The 16,349-nt window shown below is 56.4% G+C and carries 14 protein-coding genes; 7 read left to right on the top strand and 7 right to left on the bottom strand.

Annotated elements, in window-relative coordinates:
• Positions 1-90: 90 nt before the first annotated feature.
• Both ubiA and ubiC read right to left on the bottom strand, forming a co-directional pair.
• Entirely contained in the window at positions 91-984 is an 894-nt protein-coding gene (ubiA, locus tag ACUTQ5_RS21155) for a 4-hydroxybenzoate octaprenyltransferase (protein ID WP_445652843.1), read from the bottom strand.
• Positions 981-1,505: a chorismate lyase gene (gene ubiC / locus ACUTQ5_RS21150; protein WP_445652842.1), complete on the bottom strand. Its 525-nt coding sequence runs from the start codon at positions 1,503-1,505 to the stop codon at positions 981-983. Before ubiC ends, ubiA begins: the two co-directional genes overlap by 4 nt.
• A 665-nt stretch (positions 1,506-2,170) precedes the next feature.
• On the opposite strand from ubiC, the gene ACUTQ5_RS21145 reads away from it, so the two are divergent.
• The 3 genes from ACUTQ5_RS21145 to ACUTQ5_RS21135 are packed head-to-tail and all read left to right on the top strand — an operon-like array spanning position 2,171 to position 5,583.
• Positions 2,171-3,553 carry an MFS transporter gene (locus ACUTQ5_RS21145; RefSeq protein WP_445652846.1) on the top strand — a complete coding sequence of 461 codons (1,383 nt, stop codon included), beginning with the start codon at positions 2,171-2,173 and terminating at the stop codon, positions 3,551-3,553.
• Positions 3,554-3,575: 22 nt separating this feature from the next.
• Entirely contained in the window at positions 3,576-4,577 is a 1,002-nt protein-coding gene (locus ACUTQ5_RS21140) for a LacI family DNA-binding transcriptional regulator (protein WP_445652841.1), read from the top strand.
• Positions 4,578-4,599: 22 nt separating this feature from the next.
• Positions 4,600-5,583 (top strand): nucleoside hydrolase, encoded by a 984-nt coding sequence (locus ACUTQ5_RS21135; protein ID WP_445652840.1) that lies wholly within the window; start codon positions 4,600-4,602, stop codon positions 5,581-5,583.
• A gap of 55 nt (positions 5,584-5,638) precedes the next feature.
• Here the strand turns inward: ACUTQ5_RS21135 and malM are convergent, their stop codons facing one another.
• The 4 genes from malM to ACUTQ5_RS21115 form a co-directional block, all read right to left on the bottom strand.
• Positions 5,639-6,547: a maltose operon protein MalM gene (gene malM / locus ACUTQ5_RS21130; RefSeq protein WP_445652839.1), complete on the bottom strand. Its 909-nt coding sequence runs from the start codon at positions 6,545-6,547 to the stop codon at positions 5,639-5,641.
• A gap of 95 nt (positions 6,548-6,642) precedes the next feature.
• Complete coding sequence (locus tag ACUTQ5_RS21125; RefSeq protein ID WP_445652838.1) at positions 6,643-7,947, bottom strand: maltoporin; 1,305 nt, start codon at positions 7,945-7,947, stop codon at positions 6,643-6,645.
• Positions 7,948-7,976: 29 nt separating this feature from the next.
• A complete protein-coding gene (gene malK, locus ACUTQ5_RS21120; RefSeq protein WP_445652837.1) occupies positions 7,977-9,086 on the bottom strand; it encodes a maltose/maltodextrin ABC transporter ATP-binding protein MalK in 1,110 nt (369 codons plus the stop codon).
• The gene (locus ACUTQ5_RS21115) at positions 9,079-10,050 is read right to left on the bottom strand and encodes an alpha-amylase family glycosyl hydrolase (RefSeq protein WP_445652845.1); all 972 of its coding nucleotides are present in this window, start codon (positions 10,048-10,050) and stop codon (positions 9,079-9,081) included. The genes malK and ACUTQ5_RS21115 overlap by 8 nt, the downstream gene beginning before the upstream one ends.
• A 359-nt stretch (positions 10,051-10,409) precedes the next feature.
• Between ACUTQ5_RS21115 and malE the strand changes: the two genes are divergently transcribed.
• The 3 genes from malE to malG all read left to right on the top strand — a co-directional run bounded on the left by malE (position 10,410) and on the right by malG (position 14,149).
• Positions 10,410-11,603, top strand: coding sequence for a maltose/maltodextrin ABC transporter substrate-binding protein MalE (malE, locus tag ACUTQ5_RS21110; protein ID WP_445652836.1), 1,194 nt, complete (start codon positions 10,410-10,412; stop codon positions 11,601-11,603).
• Between the two features lie 63 nt (positions 11,604-11,666).
• Complete coding sequence (gene malF / locus ACUTQ5_RS21105; protein WP_445652835.1) at positions 11,667-13,247, top strand: maltose ABC transporter permease MalF; 1,581 nt, start codon at positions 11,667-11,669, stop codon at positions 13,245-13,247.
• 11 nt (positions 13,248-13,258) lie between these two features.
• Positions 13,259-14,149 carry a maltose ABC transporter permease MalG gene (gene malG / locus ACUTQ5_RS21100; protein ID WP_012147168.1) on the top strand — a complete coding sequence of 297 codons (891 nt, stop codon included), beginning with the start codon at positions 13,259-13,261 and terminating at the stop codon, positions 14,147-14,149.
• Between the two features lie 87 nt (positions 14,150-14,236).
• Here malG and psiE read toward each other — a convergent pair whose 3' ends face one another.
• Complete coding sequence (psiE, locus tag ACUTQ5_RS21095) at positions 14,237-14,644, bottom strand: phosphate-starvation-inducible protein PsiE (protein ID WP_445652834.1); 408 nt, start codon at positions 14,642-14,644, stop codon at positions 14,237-14,239.
• A 221-nt stretch (positions 14,645-14,865) separates the two neighbouring features.
• Here psiE and ACUTQ5_RS21090 point away from each other — a divergent pair, with 221 nt between their 5' ends.
• On the top strand, positions 14,866-16,299 hold the full coding sequence (locus ACUTQ5_RS21090) for a capsule assembly Wzi family protein (RefSeq protein ID WP_445652833.1): 1,434 nt from the start codon (positions 14,866-14,868) through the stop codon (positions 16,297-16,299).
• Positions 16,300-16,349: the final 50 nt, after the last annotated feature.

Below are 16,349 nucleotides of genomic sequence, written 5' to 3'. Positions count from 1 at the left end.
CTCACCACAAAGCAGGAAAAACCACGCTTTTTCCTGCTTTGTCAGCAACCTAAAGGCACCCTCGGGTGCCTTTTTTACTGAGGTAACGCCTTAACCCTGCCAGTAACTCAACGCGATGCCGATAAACAGCACCAGCCCGACATAATTGTTATCCATGAACGCCTTGAAGCAGGCGTCACGCTCACGGGTGGCAATCTGTTTTTGCTGATGGATAAACAAGGCGCCCGCCAGCAACAGTGACCAGTAAAAGGCCCCGCTCATCTGCGTCAGATAACCTACCCACAGCAGCAGCAGCAGCGTGGCGAACTGCAGCAAACCAACAATCAGCTTGTCGTAACGACCAAATAAAATGGCGGTAGATTTAATGCCAATCTTCAGGTCATCGTCACGGTCAACCATCGCATACAGCGTGTCGTAAGCCACCGTCCAGCAAATATTGGCCAGCAGCAACACCCAGCAACTCAATGGCAAGGATTCACTGACGGCGGCATAGGCCATCGGGATACCCCAGCCGAACGCCGCGCCAAGAACAAACTGCGGCAGATGAGTGACCCTTTTCATAAACGGATAGGCCCACGCCAGCGCCAGCGCCGCCAGTGACAGCCAGATAGTCATCGCATTGAGCGTCAGCACCAGCCCGAACGAGACGAGCACCAATACCACAAACAGCACCTTGGCCTCTTTCTCGCTCACCCGGCCACTCGGCATCGGACGAGTGGCAGTTCGCTTCACGTGGCCATCTACAGCACGGTCGGCATAGTCATTCACCACACAACCGGCAGCTCGCATCATGAAGACCCCAGCCACAAACACCACCAGGATAGACAGCGACGGCACGCCCTGTCCCGCTATCCAAAGTGCCCACAGCGTCGGCCACAGTAATAACAAGGTACCAATAGGTTTATTAATGCGCATCAGATGGCTGTAAGCCTGCCATTTGCTTTGAATCACGCTTCCTTCCAAGGTCTTTTCTCTCCTCATCATTCGGGAACCGAACTTCCTGTCGCGTACAGCGGTGAAGCCGGTAAAAACAGTTCGGTCAGCAACAGCGGCTTACCCGCCAGCCGCAGGCGGGAACGGCGCGCCCACAGTGCATCTTGCCGTCCAATATGAATGTAATCGCGAGTCAGTTCATCGCTGCTGAACAGATAGCGGCCCAGTGGCAAGGTGCCCAAATCCACCAGTGCCAGATCAGGGCCTGTCAGCGTTTCCAGCGGAATCACCGTACGCCCCAATAGCCAGGGCTGGTTGTCGCCCAACAACACAACTTCACGCAGCCAATAGCGCGGACTGTCCGGCAGATGTTCCCCCTCTTCCCCCAGTTGGTCGCAGGTAACAAAACATTCGCGTTGTGGTTCGACATGTACCCGTCCACAGTGGCGTTCAAAGCGGCGCGTCATGGAACCTGGCTCCATCAACCAGTCACTGACGGCGGCGGGTGCCGGAGGATGTTGCGCGGTTAACCACTCCAGCGGCGGTAGGATCGAATCCCTATTGCCTGACATTGTTCTACTCCATGCCTGACACCGCGCCCTGCGGCTGCGCCAGACCAGACAAACTGTTAACAGGCGCTCATTGTAACGCAGAAATTCAAAAGCGGCAGGCTGATTCGAGGGGGGCCACACAGCAAAACTTCGTGCCTTAAAAGCACCGCTTTGTCATCTTTCTGCCATCTGTTTTCTTTACCTTCATTCTCCGGCGCGATGGGGATTATGTGATCCTCAGCAAAATTTCACCCCTGCAGCATTGTTTTATCTACGCGCGTAGATACCCTTGTACTGCAGCGTTGAATCGCCAACAGTCAAAAACTTTGTCAGCAAACCTTCTTGCCGACATAAGGCTGCGTCCCGCAATAGTTCGTGAGCGCCTCTGGCGGTCATTTGAGTGCGCAACAAGGCGCGAATCGTGAGGTTTGGTGGGCCAAATAAGCGGCTCGTAACACAGGTGCGCGCTCAAATGGCCCCAGCCCTTCGGGTCGCGCCCCAAAAGCCCGTACTCTGCGTTGTCAGGCTTGAACGTAGGCCCGCTATGCCCTGCACCCTCCGCCTTGATTACGGGCTTTTGGAACTGCGACGGCACCACGACCTATTGCGGGGCACAGCCTCTGGAAACCATCTTTACCGCGTTCACGCTACAGGTGTGGCGCAGAAGAAAAGAGGATATCAATGCCATGAGCGAAACAACGCTTGCAACCCCACAGGCCACCGCCGAAACCTTGGCAGCCGATGAACGTTTGACCACCAAAGAAGGGCGCTGCCAATTCTGGCGCGCCACTTTCTCGTGCTGGCTCGGCACGGCAATGGAATATGTCGATTTCGCCCTGTATGGCCTGGCGGCCGGCATGGTGTTCGGCGACGTGTTCTTCCCCGAAGCCACCCCGCTGGTGGCGTTGTTGGCCAGCTTTGCCACCTACTCCGTCGGTTTTATTGCCCGTCCTGTCGGCGCGTTGGTTTTCGGCTGGATTGGCGACCGTAAGGGCCGCCGCGTGGTGCTGCTCACCACGGTAGCGCTAATGGGTGTCTCTACCACTTTGATCGGGCTTATCCCTTCCTACGCCCAAATCGGTGTCTGGGCCCCCACCTGTCTGGTGATCCTGCGTTTTGCCCAGGGCTTCGGTGCCGGGGCAGAGCTTTCCGGTGGCGCGGTGATGCTGGCAGAATACGCCCCGGCCAAACGCCGTGGCCTGGTTGCCTCGATCATTGCGATAGGCTCCAACAGCGGCACTCTGTTGGCCTCGTTGGTATGGTTACTGGTGTTGCAGTTGGACAAGGCCGATCTGATCGCCTGGGGCTGGCGTATCCCGTTCCTCGCCAGCATCCTGATCGCCGGGGGCGCTCTTTACCTGCGCCGTCACGTGCGTGAAACCCCGGTATTTGAACGCGAACTGCAGCAAAACCGTCAGCGCATGCTGGACAACGCTCCCGTGGCAGCGGATAACCGCAGCTACCTGCAACGCACCAAAGCCTTCTGGATCATGCTCGGTCTGCGTATTGGTGAAAATGGCCCGTCCTATCTATGTCAGGGTTTTATCGTGGGCTACGTTGCCAAGGTGCTGATGGTAGATAAATCGGTGCCGGCGCTGGCGGTGATGATCGCCTCGTTGTGCGGTTTCCTGGTGATCCCGCTGGCGGGTTGGCTTTCTGACCGCTTCGGCCGCCGCGTCACCTACCGCTGGTTCTGTCTGTTGCTGGTGCTGTACGCCTTCCCGGCCTTCTGGCTGCTCGACAGCCGTGAACCGGCGATAGTGATTTCGGTGATTGTAGTCGGCATGTGCATCGCATCTCTGGGCATTTTTGGCGTGCAGGCGGCCTATGGCGTGGAACTGTTCGGCGTCAAAAACCGCTACTCAAAAATGGCATTCGCCAAAGAACTGGGGTCGATCCTCTCCGGCGGGACCGCACCGCTGATCGCTACCGCACTGCTGGCCGGTTTCGGTCACTGGTGGCCTGTCGCCTGCTATTTTGTTGTAATGGCGGGCATTGGCTTAATCACTACCTTTTTTGCACCGGAAACGCGCGGCCGCGATCTTAACCTGCCGCAGGACGCGGTGTAATCAGGGCGTACAGGAAACCAACTTGGATAATCAATCCGCGCGGCGCATCACCCGCGCCGACGTCGCCCGCGTCGCGGGCACCTCGGTCGCGGTAGTCAGCTATGTGATCAATAACGGCCCGCGCCCAGTGGCAGAAGCCACCCGTCTGCGGGTGCTGGCGGCGATCGAGCAAACCGGTTACCGACCGAACGACATCGCCCGGGCGCTGGCTTCCGGCAATACCCTGACTTATGGATTAGTGGTTCCCGATATTTCCAACCCGTTTTTTGCCACAATGGCACGGGCGCTGCAACGCGAAGCCTTCAAACACGGCCGCGTGCTGCTGTTGGGGGACGCCGGCGACGACCGCCAGCACGAACACGATCTGATTAATCACCTGCTGCGCCGTCAGGTTGACGGCCTGCTGTATACCAGCGTCGATCGCCATCCCTGGTTTGATCTGATCCGCTATTCCGGCACCCCCTGCGTGATGATCGATACTATCGACAGCCATGCCGGCATCAGTACCATCCGCGTTAATGAACGCGACGCCGCTTGTCAGGCCACGCGCCACCTGTTGCAACACGGCTATCGGGCTCTTGGCATTTTTGTTGGTCCGCTAACCATGCTCAACGCACAAGATCGCCTTAACGGCTGGCGTGACGCGCTGATTGAAGCGGGTATTACGCCGCGTGAAGAATGGATTTTTGAAGCCCCCTATACCCGCCAGGGCGGCTATCAGGCCAGCCAGAAAATGCTGCAAGGCCCCCGCCCACGCGCCATATTCACTTCCAACGAACAGCAGGCACTCGGCTGCCTGTCAGCGCTGGCGGAACATCAGCTGCGCGTGCCGGACGATCTGGCTATCATCTGTTTTAACGGCACCCAGCAATCCGAATTCAGCGTGCCGCCGCTCAGCGCGGTCGAACAGCCAATCGACGCCATGGCCAGAAAAGCCATCGCCATGTTGGCCACCGGTACCGCGCAGCCAGAGCTGCACGAATTTACCTTCCAGTTGCATATCCGCCGATCGTGCGGCTGCTAGTTTATTGATTCAGGTAACTGCTATGCGTTTGATTATTGATTGCGATCCTGGCAACGGTATTCCCGGTGCCAACGTTGACGACGGGTTGGCCCTAGCCCTGGCTCTGGCGGCCAAACCTCAGCTCTCACTGGAGCTTGTCAGCATCGTGGCCGGCAATACGCCACGCGACGTCGGCTTTGCCGTGGCCAGCCATCTGTTGCAGCAAACCGGTTATCAGGTACCGGTAGTGGCAGGTGCAACGCGAGCATTGAGTGAAGCGCCAGAACCCTGGCGCATCCATCTGGATCGGGCGATTACCGAGCCGCAGTTGGCTGCCCTGTGGCGTAATACGCCTTATCCGCAAGCCGCCACAATACCCACACCCAACGCCGCCATAGCGATCGGGGAGTTGATCTGCAGTCACCCCGGCGAGATCACCCTGGCGGCAATCGGCCCGCTGACCAACGTCGCCCATGCCCTGCAGTTGTACCCACAGATGGCGCAGGCGGTGAAGGAAATCGTGATTATGGGTGGGGTGTTCAACGTCGAAGGCTACATCAAGGACACCAATTTCGGACTGGATCCGGAAGCGGCCAGGCAGGTGCTGACCAGCGGTGCCAATATCACGCTTGCCCCGCTGGACGTCACCACGCAAACCATGCTGACTCAGACCGATCTGATACAGATGACCCAGCCGGACACGCCGCTGTGCCGCTATCTGCGAGCCACCACCCAGCCCTGGATCGACTACTCCCGCCATACCCGCCATCTGCCGGGCTGCTGGATCCATGATGCACTGGTGATTGCCTGGCTGCTGGAGCCGCAGTTGGTCACCACGGAAGAGTATTTTGTTGATGTCGCGCTGGAAGGTGCTATGACGCGCGGCAGCTCTCGTCGCTGGCGACCGCAAAGTCTGCGCCTGACGGTCGGTATGCCGGAAGTCGAAGGTCGGCCGGTGCGGATAATGCAACAGGTGGATAATGCTCGCCTGCTGGCGCTGATCGGCGAAACGCTGGCCCGCGAATGAAAAAAGGTGCGCCGGGGCGCACCAATCATCAAGCCAGCATCGGCAGCGTCGGGTACTACCCCTTGCCTTTCACGCTGCCAATAAAGGTTTCACGCGCTGTGGTAGAACCCAGTTTTTCAGCCTCATTCATCAGTTTCAGCGCTTTATCGATATCCCCCGCCTTCACTGCCTGTTTGATGCCGTTGTTAAAGTAAGTTTCGGTGTCATTCAACATCGGTTCCGCCGGTTGGGTTGGAGCCGGTGCCGAAGTCGGTGCTGCAGCAACCGCCGCGGCTGATCCCACCACCACTGGCGTCGCCGCCGGTGCCGGCTGCAACATGCCGATCATGATGTTGCCGCTGCCCTGCTCTGCCGTGACCTTCAGTTTGATGGTGCCGCTGGTGCTATGCCGGGCGATCGGATCCGGAATATCCGGTACTGCGTTACCCACGCCCTGCGCATAAGCCTTCGCCGGGTTGGTCAATTGAGTGGTTTTCGCCAGATCCTGACGAGTGGTATACACCAACAGATAGATTTGCTTCTGACCCAGCGCCGGTGTCAGTTTCAGCGTGCCCTCAAGGCGATCGGATGACATCGCACCCGGTGGCTGATAAGGGAAATAGCTGCTCGGGTAATAGGCTGCCGGTCGCAGGTGTTCATCCAGCACCAGGACGCTAGGTGCATAAATTGAGTTGTTCTTGCTGATGCTGCTCAGTGTGACTTCCAGCGAACCGCGATCGGCCGGCAGCGTATAGGCGGCGATAGCGCCCTGAATATCGCCCTGATTAACTTGCGGGCTGACATTATCCAGTTTCACCTCCTGGCTGACCGGCGGCACCAGCGGTTGCCATGGCAGGCTTTGCAGCGTGCTGGCACTAATAGCTGGAGCGATGGATACATTGGCCGGCGTATCGGCATTGGCCACCAGTGGCGCACCCACGGCAAGAGCCAGTGACAGGCATAGAGACAGCAGATTCTTTTTCATTGTTATACCCCAAGGTAACCGACGCGGCTCAGGCAAGAGAGACAATGTCGGCGAATACAGGTTGGGGAGAGCGGTTGGCTCCCCCCGTTATCTCATTACCACCAGATTTCCATCTGTGCGCCGAAGGTGACTTCATCGTCATTGCCACGGCTGAAGCTGTGCATGCTGGTGTCGTTATACGCGGTGCCAGCTTTCAGAGCCGGATTGCCCTCTGCGTCGCTGGACGTAGCGTAGCCCCATTTCTCATCCCACTTGGCGTAGGTCGCAAATACGCGGATAGCCGGGCGTGACCAGATGCTGTTGCCCGCCTGCCACTGTTGCGCCAGGGTGACCTTGTACTGGCCGTTGCGATCGCCGGTACGCTGAGATTTCACGTTGTCGTAACCGGCTTCCAGCAGAGTGCTCATGATTGGCGTCCATTTGTACATTGGGCGCACGCCCACGGTGTACCAGGTGCTGCCGTTGTTGTTGTCGCGATCGATGTCCTGGAACATGGCGACATACATCATCGCCCATTGATCGTTGAAGTCGATGGCACCGTGATCCAGCACGCGGATCATCTTGCCGTTGTTGTCGATGGTTGAACCCAGGCTACGGCCGTTGTTCTGTGAGGTCATCGAATCGGTGGCGTATTGCAGCACGAACTTGTTGTAGCCGGTCAGGATGCTCTGGGTATGTTCCGCAGTTACCAACCAGCCGTCTTTACTGGCACCGTCAGCCAGGTGGTAGCCGTCCTGCGCGTTAGCCCGACCATAGTCCAGACCCAGCTCCAGGGTACCGCCCGGGTTCAATTCCAGACCGGCCAGACGCACGTCGAAGGTGTCATTGACGGTTGGGCGTTGGTCCAGTTCATTATCCAGATAACCGTAAGAACCACCGGATTCGGAGTTACGGGTCACGGCAGCAGACAGCTTGCCGAAGCCCAGATCGATATTTTCCAGACCGGCACCCGGACCGGAGATATCCCAGTAGTAGAAGTCAATCATGTGAACATCATGACGCTGATAGAAGCGCTTACCGGCCCACATATTGGCACCCGGCAGCCAGTCGATCAGGTTTTTACCCTGCACGTTCACTTCACGGAAGCCTGGCGTCACGTCTTCCCAATCGGAACGTTGTGAAACCGAGTAAGCCAGGTTGGTATCGAAGTAGAAGCTTTTGTCGCCCTCTTTCCACACTTCCTGACCCAGCTTCAGTTCGGCGTAGGTTTCACACTCGTTACCGAGACGGTATTTGCTGTCGGCGCCGGTGGCCTTGAAGCACTGTTGCTCACCACCACTGCCGGTCCAGCCAATGCCGGAACGGGCATAGCCTTTAAAATCAAGGGCCATAGCCTGAGTGGTGAGAACACCAGCGGCGATTGCCAGTGCCAGAGGAAGTTTGCGCAGAGTAGTCATCATTATTCTCCTGTTATACAGACTGTGATGCTTTAAACGCCCGGCTCCTGGTGCAGCCGTTTACATGCCGTACCATCTTCACGGAACAAATGGCAGCGGTGAGGCGGCAGGCCAATAGCGAATGTTGCACCTTCTTCTACCAGCACCACGTCGTTCTGGCGGTAAACCAGGTTTTGACGAATTGCCGGGATTTGGATGTGGATTTGCGTCTCGTTGCCGAGTTGCTCCACCACCTGTACGTCACCGGTCAGCCGAACTTCAGAGGCCTCACCAGGCAACAGATGCTCCGGGCGAATGCCCAGTGACATATTCGAGCCGGCCTGCACCTGCGTGCCTTCCACCGGTAACCACACCAGTTGATTGTTAGGCAGTTCAACCTGGACCTGTTGCGGCTCTACGGCGGTCACTTTGACCGGCAGGAAGTTCATTTTCGGCGATCCGATAAAGCCGGCGACAAAGCGGTTGGCTGGATAGTGGTACAGCTCCAACGGCTTGCCGATCTGAGCGACGCGCCCGGCATCCAGCACCACGATTTTGTCGGCCAGCGTCATCGCTTCGACCTGATCGTGGGTAACGTAAATCATGGTGCGCTGCAGGCGCTTGTGCAGGCGGGAGATCTCAATGCGCATCTGTACCCGTAACGCGGCGTCGAGGTTGGACAGCGGCTCATCAAGCAGGAACACGTCCGGTTCCGCCACCAGCGTACGGCCGATCGCCACCCGCTGACGCTGCCCACCGGACAGCGCTTTTGGCCGCCGGTCGAGCAGATGGGCCAGTTGCAGTACTTCCGATACCTGATTGACCCGCTGATTTATTTCCGCTTTTTTAGCCCCTGCCAGCTTCAGGCCGAACGACATGTTGTCGGCCACCGACAAGTGCGGATACAGCGCGTAAGACTGGAATACCATGCCGATGCCGCGCTCGGAGGGCGGCACCTCATTCATACGTTTATCGCCGATCATCAGCTCACCGGAGGTGATGTCCTCCAGCCCGGCGATCATGCGCAGCAGCGTCGATTTGCCGCAGCCCGATGGCCCGACAAACACCACAAACTCGCCGTCATTGATCGTCAGATTGACGTCTTTGGAAATCACCGTTTCGCCGAAAGCCTTATAAACGCTGCGCAATGTGACGCTAGCCATGCGTTACTCCCCTGCTTTCGCAGTTAACATTTCGTGTAAAAATGGCGGACGCAAAACCCGCCAAAACCCATTGATGACCCTCTTGCTGCGCACCGTGCTGCCAAGCCAGTGGCAAGGTCGCCTCAGACGGTGCGGCCGCCTGAGTATAAGGCTGCAGGTTAATCAGCGCTTCAAGGCATTGATCCTGATGGGTAATAAGTAATCTAACTACACCATTACTCTGGCTGACCGCGCTCAGTTCCCCCTGCTGGATCACCGCTAAACGGCGCAGCGCCAGCAAGGACTGGCAGTAACGCAAGGTGGAGTAGTGGTCGTGCTGTTGGCGGCTGATAGCCAGCGCGCGATGTTCGATCGCCACCTGCTGATACCAGTGGATTTCACCGGCGGTCACTTGCTCAGGGGCTTCATGCCATGGCATCGGCGTTTGCGCGCCGAGCGGATCCTGCAGAGCGGCGGCATGCGGCAAGCCCAGCTCTTCCCCCTGATACAGGCAAATGGGCGCGGGCAGCATTGCCAGCAGCGTCAAAAAGGCATCGGCGGAGCGCAAGTTGCCCTGCCCCCAGTGGCTGACCACCCGAGGCTGGTCGGCATCACCGGTGCTCCACAGGCTTTCTGCCAACGTGGTGCGGCGAGTATTCAACACCTCAACCAGCCTCTCCACGCTGAAGGGTACGACCTCCAACGCCAGTGGGCTGCGCAGATACTGTTGCGGAGCAGCGGCGCGACGAATGTGGTTTGGCCCGTCGCAGTACCACAGAGCCAAACCCTGGGCATCGACCGCCGCTTCCTCCTGGGCCGCCAAGCCCTGTGGCAACACCAGGCCGTCAATCGATAGCGTGCTCAAATAGGGCAAGGCCGCAATCATGCCGTGAGTGTCGCCCATACCATCCCCGTTTCCATCACGGAAACTGACCGGATGGATCCGGTACAGGGTGGGGTGAGTGGCGGTAGGCATTGGCGACATAAATCCGGTTCCCTGCTGCTCATGGCGATGAAAATCAATGTGGCCGATAGTGCGGTAAACCCCACAAAGGGTAATCATCCGTAACAGGATTTTTCATGGGGGAGGAGATGGGAGGATGAGGGAACGACCGCGGCGGTGAGAAGTTCCACGCTTAAGACAAATCTGTGATCTGTCTGGCAAAAATCGTCCCCCTATTTTGTGTCTGACGCCACAGAATAGAGAGCAATGTTAACTGGATCACACTACGTAGGCGTGGGGCGTAGAGGGGGGGAGGATGAGAATGTGTCGCTTTGTGACCCACTATTACCGCGAAACCTCTCTCCTTGATTTACGTGCCCATAAAAAAGAAGGATTGGATTATGACTCGCAGCTTTACCATCGCCCATACGCTGGTGCTTTCCGCTCTGACCACCTTGGTGCTTTCTTCTTCCGCCTTTGCCAAGATCGAGGAAGGGAAACTGGTTATCTGGATCAACGGCGATAAAGGCTATAACGGCCTGGCCGAAGTCGGCAAAAAATTTGAGAAAGACACCGGCATTAAAGTCACTATTGAGCACCCGGACAAGCTGGAAGAAAAATATCCGCAGGTAGCCGCCACCGGCGACGGCCCGGACATCATCTTCTGGGCTCATGACCGCTTTGGCGGCTACGCGCAGTCGGGCCTGCTGGCCGAAATCCATCCTTCCAAAGCCTTCCAGGACAAACTGTTCCCCTTCACCTGGGACGCAGTGCGCTACGACGGCAAACTGATCGGCTACCCGATCGCGGTAGAAGCGCTGTCGCTGATTTATAACAAAGACCTGATCAAACAGGCGCCAAAAACCTGGGAGGAGATCCCGGCGTTGGACAAAGAGCTGCGCGCCAAAGGCAAGAGCGCCATCATGTGGAACCTGCAGGAACCCTACTTCACTTGGCCGATTATTGCCGCCGACGGCGGTTATGCCTTCAAGTATGAGAACGGCAAATACAACATCAAGGACGTTGGCGTCGCCAACGCCGGTTCACAGGCCGGCCTGCAGTTCATCGTCGATCTGGTGAAAAACAAACAGATCAACGCCGATACCGATTACTCGATTGCCGAAGCCGCCTTCAACAAAGGCCAGACCGCAATGACCATCAACGGCCCTTGGGCGTGGGCAAACATCGAGCAAAGCAAAATCAACTACGGCGTTACCCTGCTGCCGACCTTCAAAGGCAAGCCTTCCAAACCTTTCGTCGGCGTACTGACCGCCGGGATCAACGCCGCCAGCCCGAACAAAGAACTGGCGACCGAATTCCTGGAAAACTACCTGCTAACCAACGAAGGGCTGGCGGACGTCAACAAGGACAAACCGCTGGGTGCGGTGGCGCTGAAGTCCTATCAGGAGCAACTGGCGAAAGATCCAAAGATTGCCGCCACCATGGAGAACTCACAGAACGGCGAAATCATGCCTAACATCCCGCAGATGAGCGCCTTCTGGTATGCCGAACGCAGTGCGGTGATCAACGCCGTCAGTGGTCGCCAGACGGTGAAAGCCGCGCTGGATGACGTGCAAACTCGTATTACCAAGTAACACACTATGTTGTGCGGGGTACAGACAGGTACCCCGCTGTGGCTTCACAGAAAGGAACGCCCTATGCAATTAGCTCACGCCGGTTCACCTGCGCGCAAAAAGTCGAAGTGGTGGCAGAGTGACATACTGAAATGGCTGGTTATCGGCCTGTTCAGCCTGGTTACCTGCTACCTGATTGTGTTGATGTATGCACAGGGTGAATACCTGTTTGCCATTCTGACGCTGATTCTGGTCAGCGCCGGGCTTTACGTCTTCGCCAACCGTCGTGCCTACGCCTGGCGCTACGTTTACCCTGGCATCGCCGGCATGGGGCTGTTTGTCCTGTTTCCGCTGATTTGCACCATCGCCATCGCCTTTACCAACTACAGCAGCACCAATCAGCTCACCTTTGAGCGTGCCCAGTCGGTGCTGATGCAGCGTCAGTTCCAGACCGGCAAGACCTTTACCTTCGGCCTGTATCCAGCGGAAAATCAACGCTGGCTTCTGCAGCTAACTCACCCGGACAGCGGTCGGCAGCTGATTTCCCAGCCTTTCAGCTTTGATGCCAACGCACCGCAAACGCTGAAGCTGGTCGAAGAAAGCGCCGAACAACCGGCAGGCGAACGCGCTACGCTGCGAGTGATCACGCAAAACCGTCAGGCACTGAGCCAACTGGTGGCACAGTTACCGGACGGCGGCGAGCTGCGTATGAGTTCTCTGCGCCAGTTTTCCGGTACCAGCCCGCTTTACGCTCTGGATAAGGACAGCAATGCGCTGACCGACCAACAGACCCACATTCAATACCGACCCAACCCGGAGATTGGCTTTTATCAGGCGGTGAATGCCGACGGCAATTGGGCTAAAGAAACCCTTAGTCCGGGATACACCGTCACCATTGGCGGAAAAAACTTCCTGCGCGTGTTGCAGGACGAAGGTATCAAAAAGCCGTTCGTGTCGATCTTCATCTGGACCATCGTGTTCTCGGTGCTGACCGTGATCCTCACCGTGGCCGTGGGCATGGTGCTGGCCTGCGTGGTGCAGTGGGAAGCGCTGAAAGGCAAAGCCGTGTATCGCGTTATGCTGATACTGCCCTACGCGGTACCGTCGTTTATTTCGATTCTGATTTTCAAAGGGTTGTTTAACCAAAGTTTCGGTGAAATCAACATGATGCTCAGCCATCTGTTCGGTATCAAACCGGCCTGGTTCAGCGATCCCATTACCGCCAAGAGCATGATTCTGATCGTCAACACCTGGCTGGGTTATCCGTACATGATGATCCTGTGCATGGGGCTGTTGAAAGCGATCCCCGACGATCTGTACGAAGCCTCGGCAATGGACGGCGCCACCCCGATGCAGAACTTTTTCCGCATCACTCTCCCGTTATTGATCAAGCCGCTGACGCCGTTGATGATTGCCAGTTTCGCCTTTAACTTTAACAACTTCGTCTTGATTCAACTGTTGACCAACGGCGGGCCGGACATGATCGGCACCACCACGCCGGCCGGTTATACCGACCTGCTGGTCAGCTACACCTACCGCATTGCCTTTGAAGGCGGCGGCGGGCAGGACTTCGGTCTGGCGGCCGCGATTGCCACGCTGATCTTCCTGCTGGTAGGCGCTCTGGCGATCCTGAATCTGAAAGCCAGCAAGATGAACTTCGACTAGGGAGAAAAATAATGGCTATGGTCCAACCCAAATCCCAGCGTCTACGTCTGTGGATAACCCATGCTCTGATGCTGTGCTTTATCGCCCTGATCATGTTCCCGCTGCTGATGGTCGTCACTATCTCGCTGCGGTCTGGCAACTTCGCCACCGGCAGCCTGATACCGGAACAAATTTCCTGGGATCACTGGCGGTTGGCGCTCGGCATGAGCGTGACGCACGCCGACGGCAGCGTCACCCCACCGCCATTCCCGGTCCTGCTGTGGCTGTGGAACTCGATCAAGATCGCGGTGATCACCGCCATTGGCATCGTCACGCTTTCTACCACCTGCGCCTATGCCTTTGCTCGCATGCGTTTTCGCGGTAAAAGCACGCTGCTGAAAAGCATGCTGATTTTCCAGATGTTCCCGGCGGTATTGTCACTGGTGGCGCTGTACGCCCTGTTCGATCGCCTGGGTCAGTACATTCCGTTTATCGGCCTGAACACCCACGGCGGGGTAATTTTCGCCTATATGGGCGGCATCGCGCTGCACGTCTGGACCATCAAGGGCTATTTCGAAACCATCGATAACTCTCTGGAAGAGGCGGCGGCACTAGACGGGGCCAGCCCGTGGCAGGCTTTCCGTTTGGTGCTGCTGCCGCTGTCAGTACCGATTCTGGCGGTGGTGTTTATTCTGTCATTCATCGCCGCTATCACCGAGGTGCCGGTGGCTTCACTGCTGCTGCGCGACGTCAACAGCTATACGCTGGCAGTTGGGATGCAGCAATATCTGAACCCGCAGAACTATTTGTGGGGCGACTTTGCCGCTGCGGCGGTGCTGTCGGCAATTCCAATAACCGCCGTCTTCCTGCTGGCGCAGCGCTGGCTGGTCGGTGGCCTGACGGCCGGTGGGGTGAAAGGTTAGTTTTGTGCCACTGCAATGCGATTGATGTACTTCGTTCTATAACCTGTGTCTTCGGCGGCCCCTTACGGGCCGCCATTTTTATGTCATTTATTCTCGTTTTAAGCGGTCGGTATTCGCCAGATAAAGCGTCACCACCAGTAACAAGATCGCGGCAGAATAAATTAACGTGTCTATTGGATTTTCATGATCCACGATGATCAAACGAATAATCGCGGTAATACCGATATAAATAAAGTAGCGCAGAGGGAAGTGATAACCCGATTCAAAATACTTCACAATCAAAGCGATAAATTCAAAGTAGAGAAAGTAAATCACTATCCCTTCAATCAGCAAATAGGACGTCGACTCCTCGTTGTTTACAAATAAGACTTGCGCCAAATGAATGGTCTCTTTCACCAAAAAGACGATCAGGATCGCCGCCAGCAGCAACAGTCCCACGTTCAACACCCGTTGCAACCCCTTGGCGATCATCACCGAGCGAGAGGTTTTTGCCATAAATATTCCCCATCAATACCACTGTAGTTATTCGCGCATCCTAACATAGGCATTATCTTAAAAATTAACATCTGCGCAGGGTCTAAAAAAAATAAGTATTATTCAAACAGTTACATTTTAATGTTTCATATGGATATATTTGTAGCAAATTGAAATGTCCACTATGATGGGTTATAGATCTTTACATAAAACAAACAACTCGAATTAACAAGGGAATATTTATGCGCGCTAAACTTAACGGACTGGTCGCCGCAGGCTTGTTTACCTGTGCATTGGGCGGTCATGCCAGCGGATTGGTAACCCCTGATAATGACCTGCGTAATGACCTCGCCTGGCTGTCCGACCGTGGCGTCATCAACGTTAGCCTGTCCACCTGGCCACTGAGCCAGGAAGAAATCAGCTCTGTAATTTCACAGGCCAAACCGGTAACCAATACCGAGAAAAACGTTCTCGACCGCGTTCAACGCCGCGTCGGTAACTTAAAAGCCAATATTCGCGTCAGCGGCTATGCAGCCACAGACAAACCTGGCACGCCGCAGGGCTTCGGCCAGAACCAATATGCTGACCAAAGTCTGACTATCGGTGCCGGTGCCAACGGCGAGTTCTGGGACGTGCGACTCCAAGGATCAGTCGAGGGCGATCAACGCGTCAGCGACGGCTCCAAATTCAACCTGAATGGCTCCTATGGTGCAGTGAAAATCTGGAACCAATGGCTGTCCTTCGGTGAGGTATCCCAATGGTGGGGGCCGGGCTATGACGGCAGCCTGATTCGTTCCGATGCCGCACGCCCGGTTGCCGGTTTTATGCTGCAGCGCGCCGACCAATCGCCGTTTGAAACCCCTTGGTTGTCGTGGATTGGCCGTTGGCAGTACCAGCTTACCGCCGGCCAGCTGTCGCAATACACTGCCGTGCCTGATACCAAACTGATTGGCGGTCGTTTTACCATGATGCCGACCAACTTCCTCGAGCTGGGCGCTTCACGCGTCATGATGTGGGGTGGCGATGGCCGTCCGCACTCCTGGAGTTCGTTCTGGGACGGTGTGACCGGTAACGACAACACCGGCGACCCGAAAAACGATCCGGGTAACCAGCTTGGCGGGTTTGACTTCAAGCTGAAAATGCAGCCGCTGATTGGCCTGCCGGTCAGCTTCTACGGCCAAATCACCGGTGAAGATGAAGCCGGCATGTTGCCGTCGCACAATGCCTATCTTTTAGGTCTGGAAGGTCACCCAGAATGGGGCCCAACCACCATCAACTGGCACATTGAGGGCAGTGATACTCGCTCCAATGGCAATGCCAACAACGTTATGTATAATCATTACATTTACAGAGGCGGCTACTACCAGCAAGGCTACCCACTGGGTCATGCCATGGGTGGCGACGGGCAAATGCTGTCCGGCCGAGTAGAAATGGTGTTGGATGATGGTCAGCGTTGGAGCACCCGCTTGGTGTACGCCAAAGTGAACCCAAATAATCAGTCTATCAACCATGCATTCCCGAAATCCGACACGCTGAAAGGCATTCAGTTGGGCTGGGGCTACAACTTCGACTCGCAGGTCAAGTTCGATACCAGCCTGTGGTACACCGATAACAACGCCAGCACTGCCGATGACGTGGGCGCAGGCATCAGTTTCGAAGTGCCTATCAATCTGTAATCATTCAGATGTAAAAAAACCCGCCGTGGCGGGTTTTTTATTGGCATCAA

The sequence above is a fragment of the Serratia sp. NA_112.1 genome, from assembly GCF_052691715.1.
This window is presented reverse-complemented; position numbering and strand designations above follow the sequence as displayed.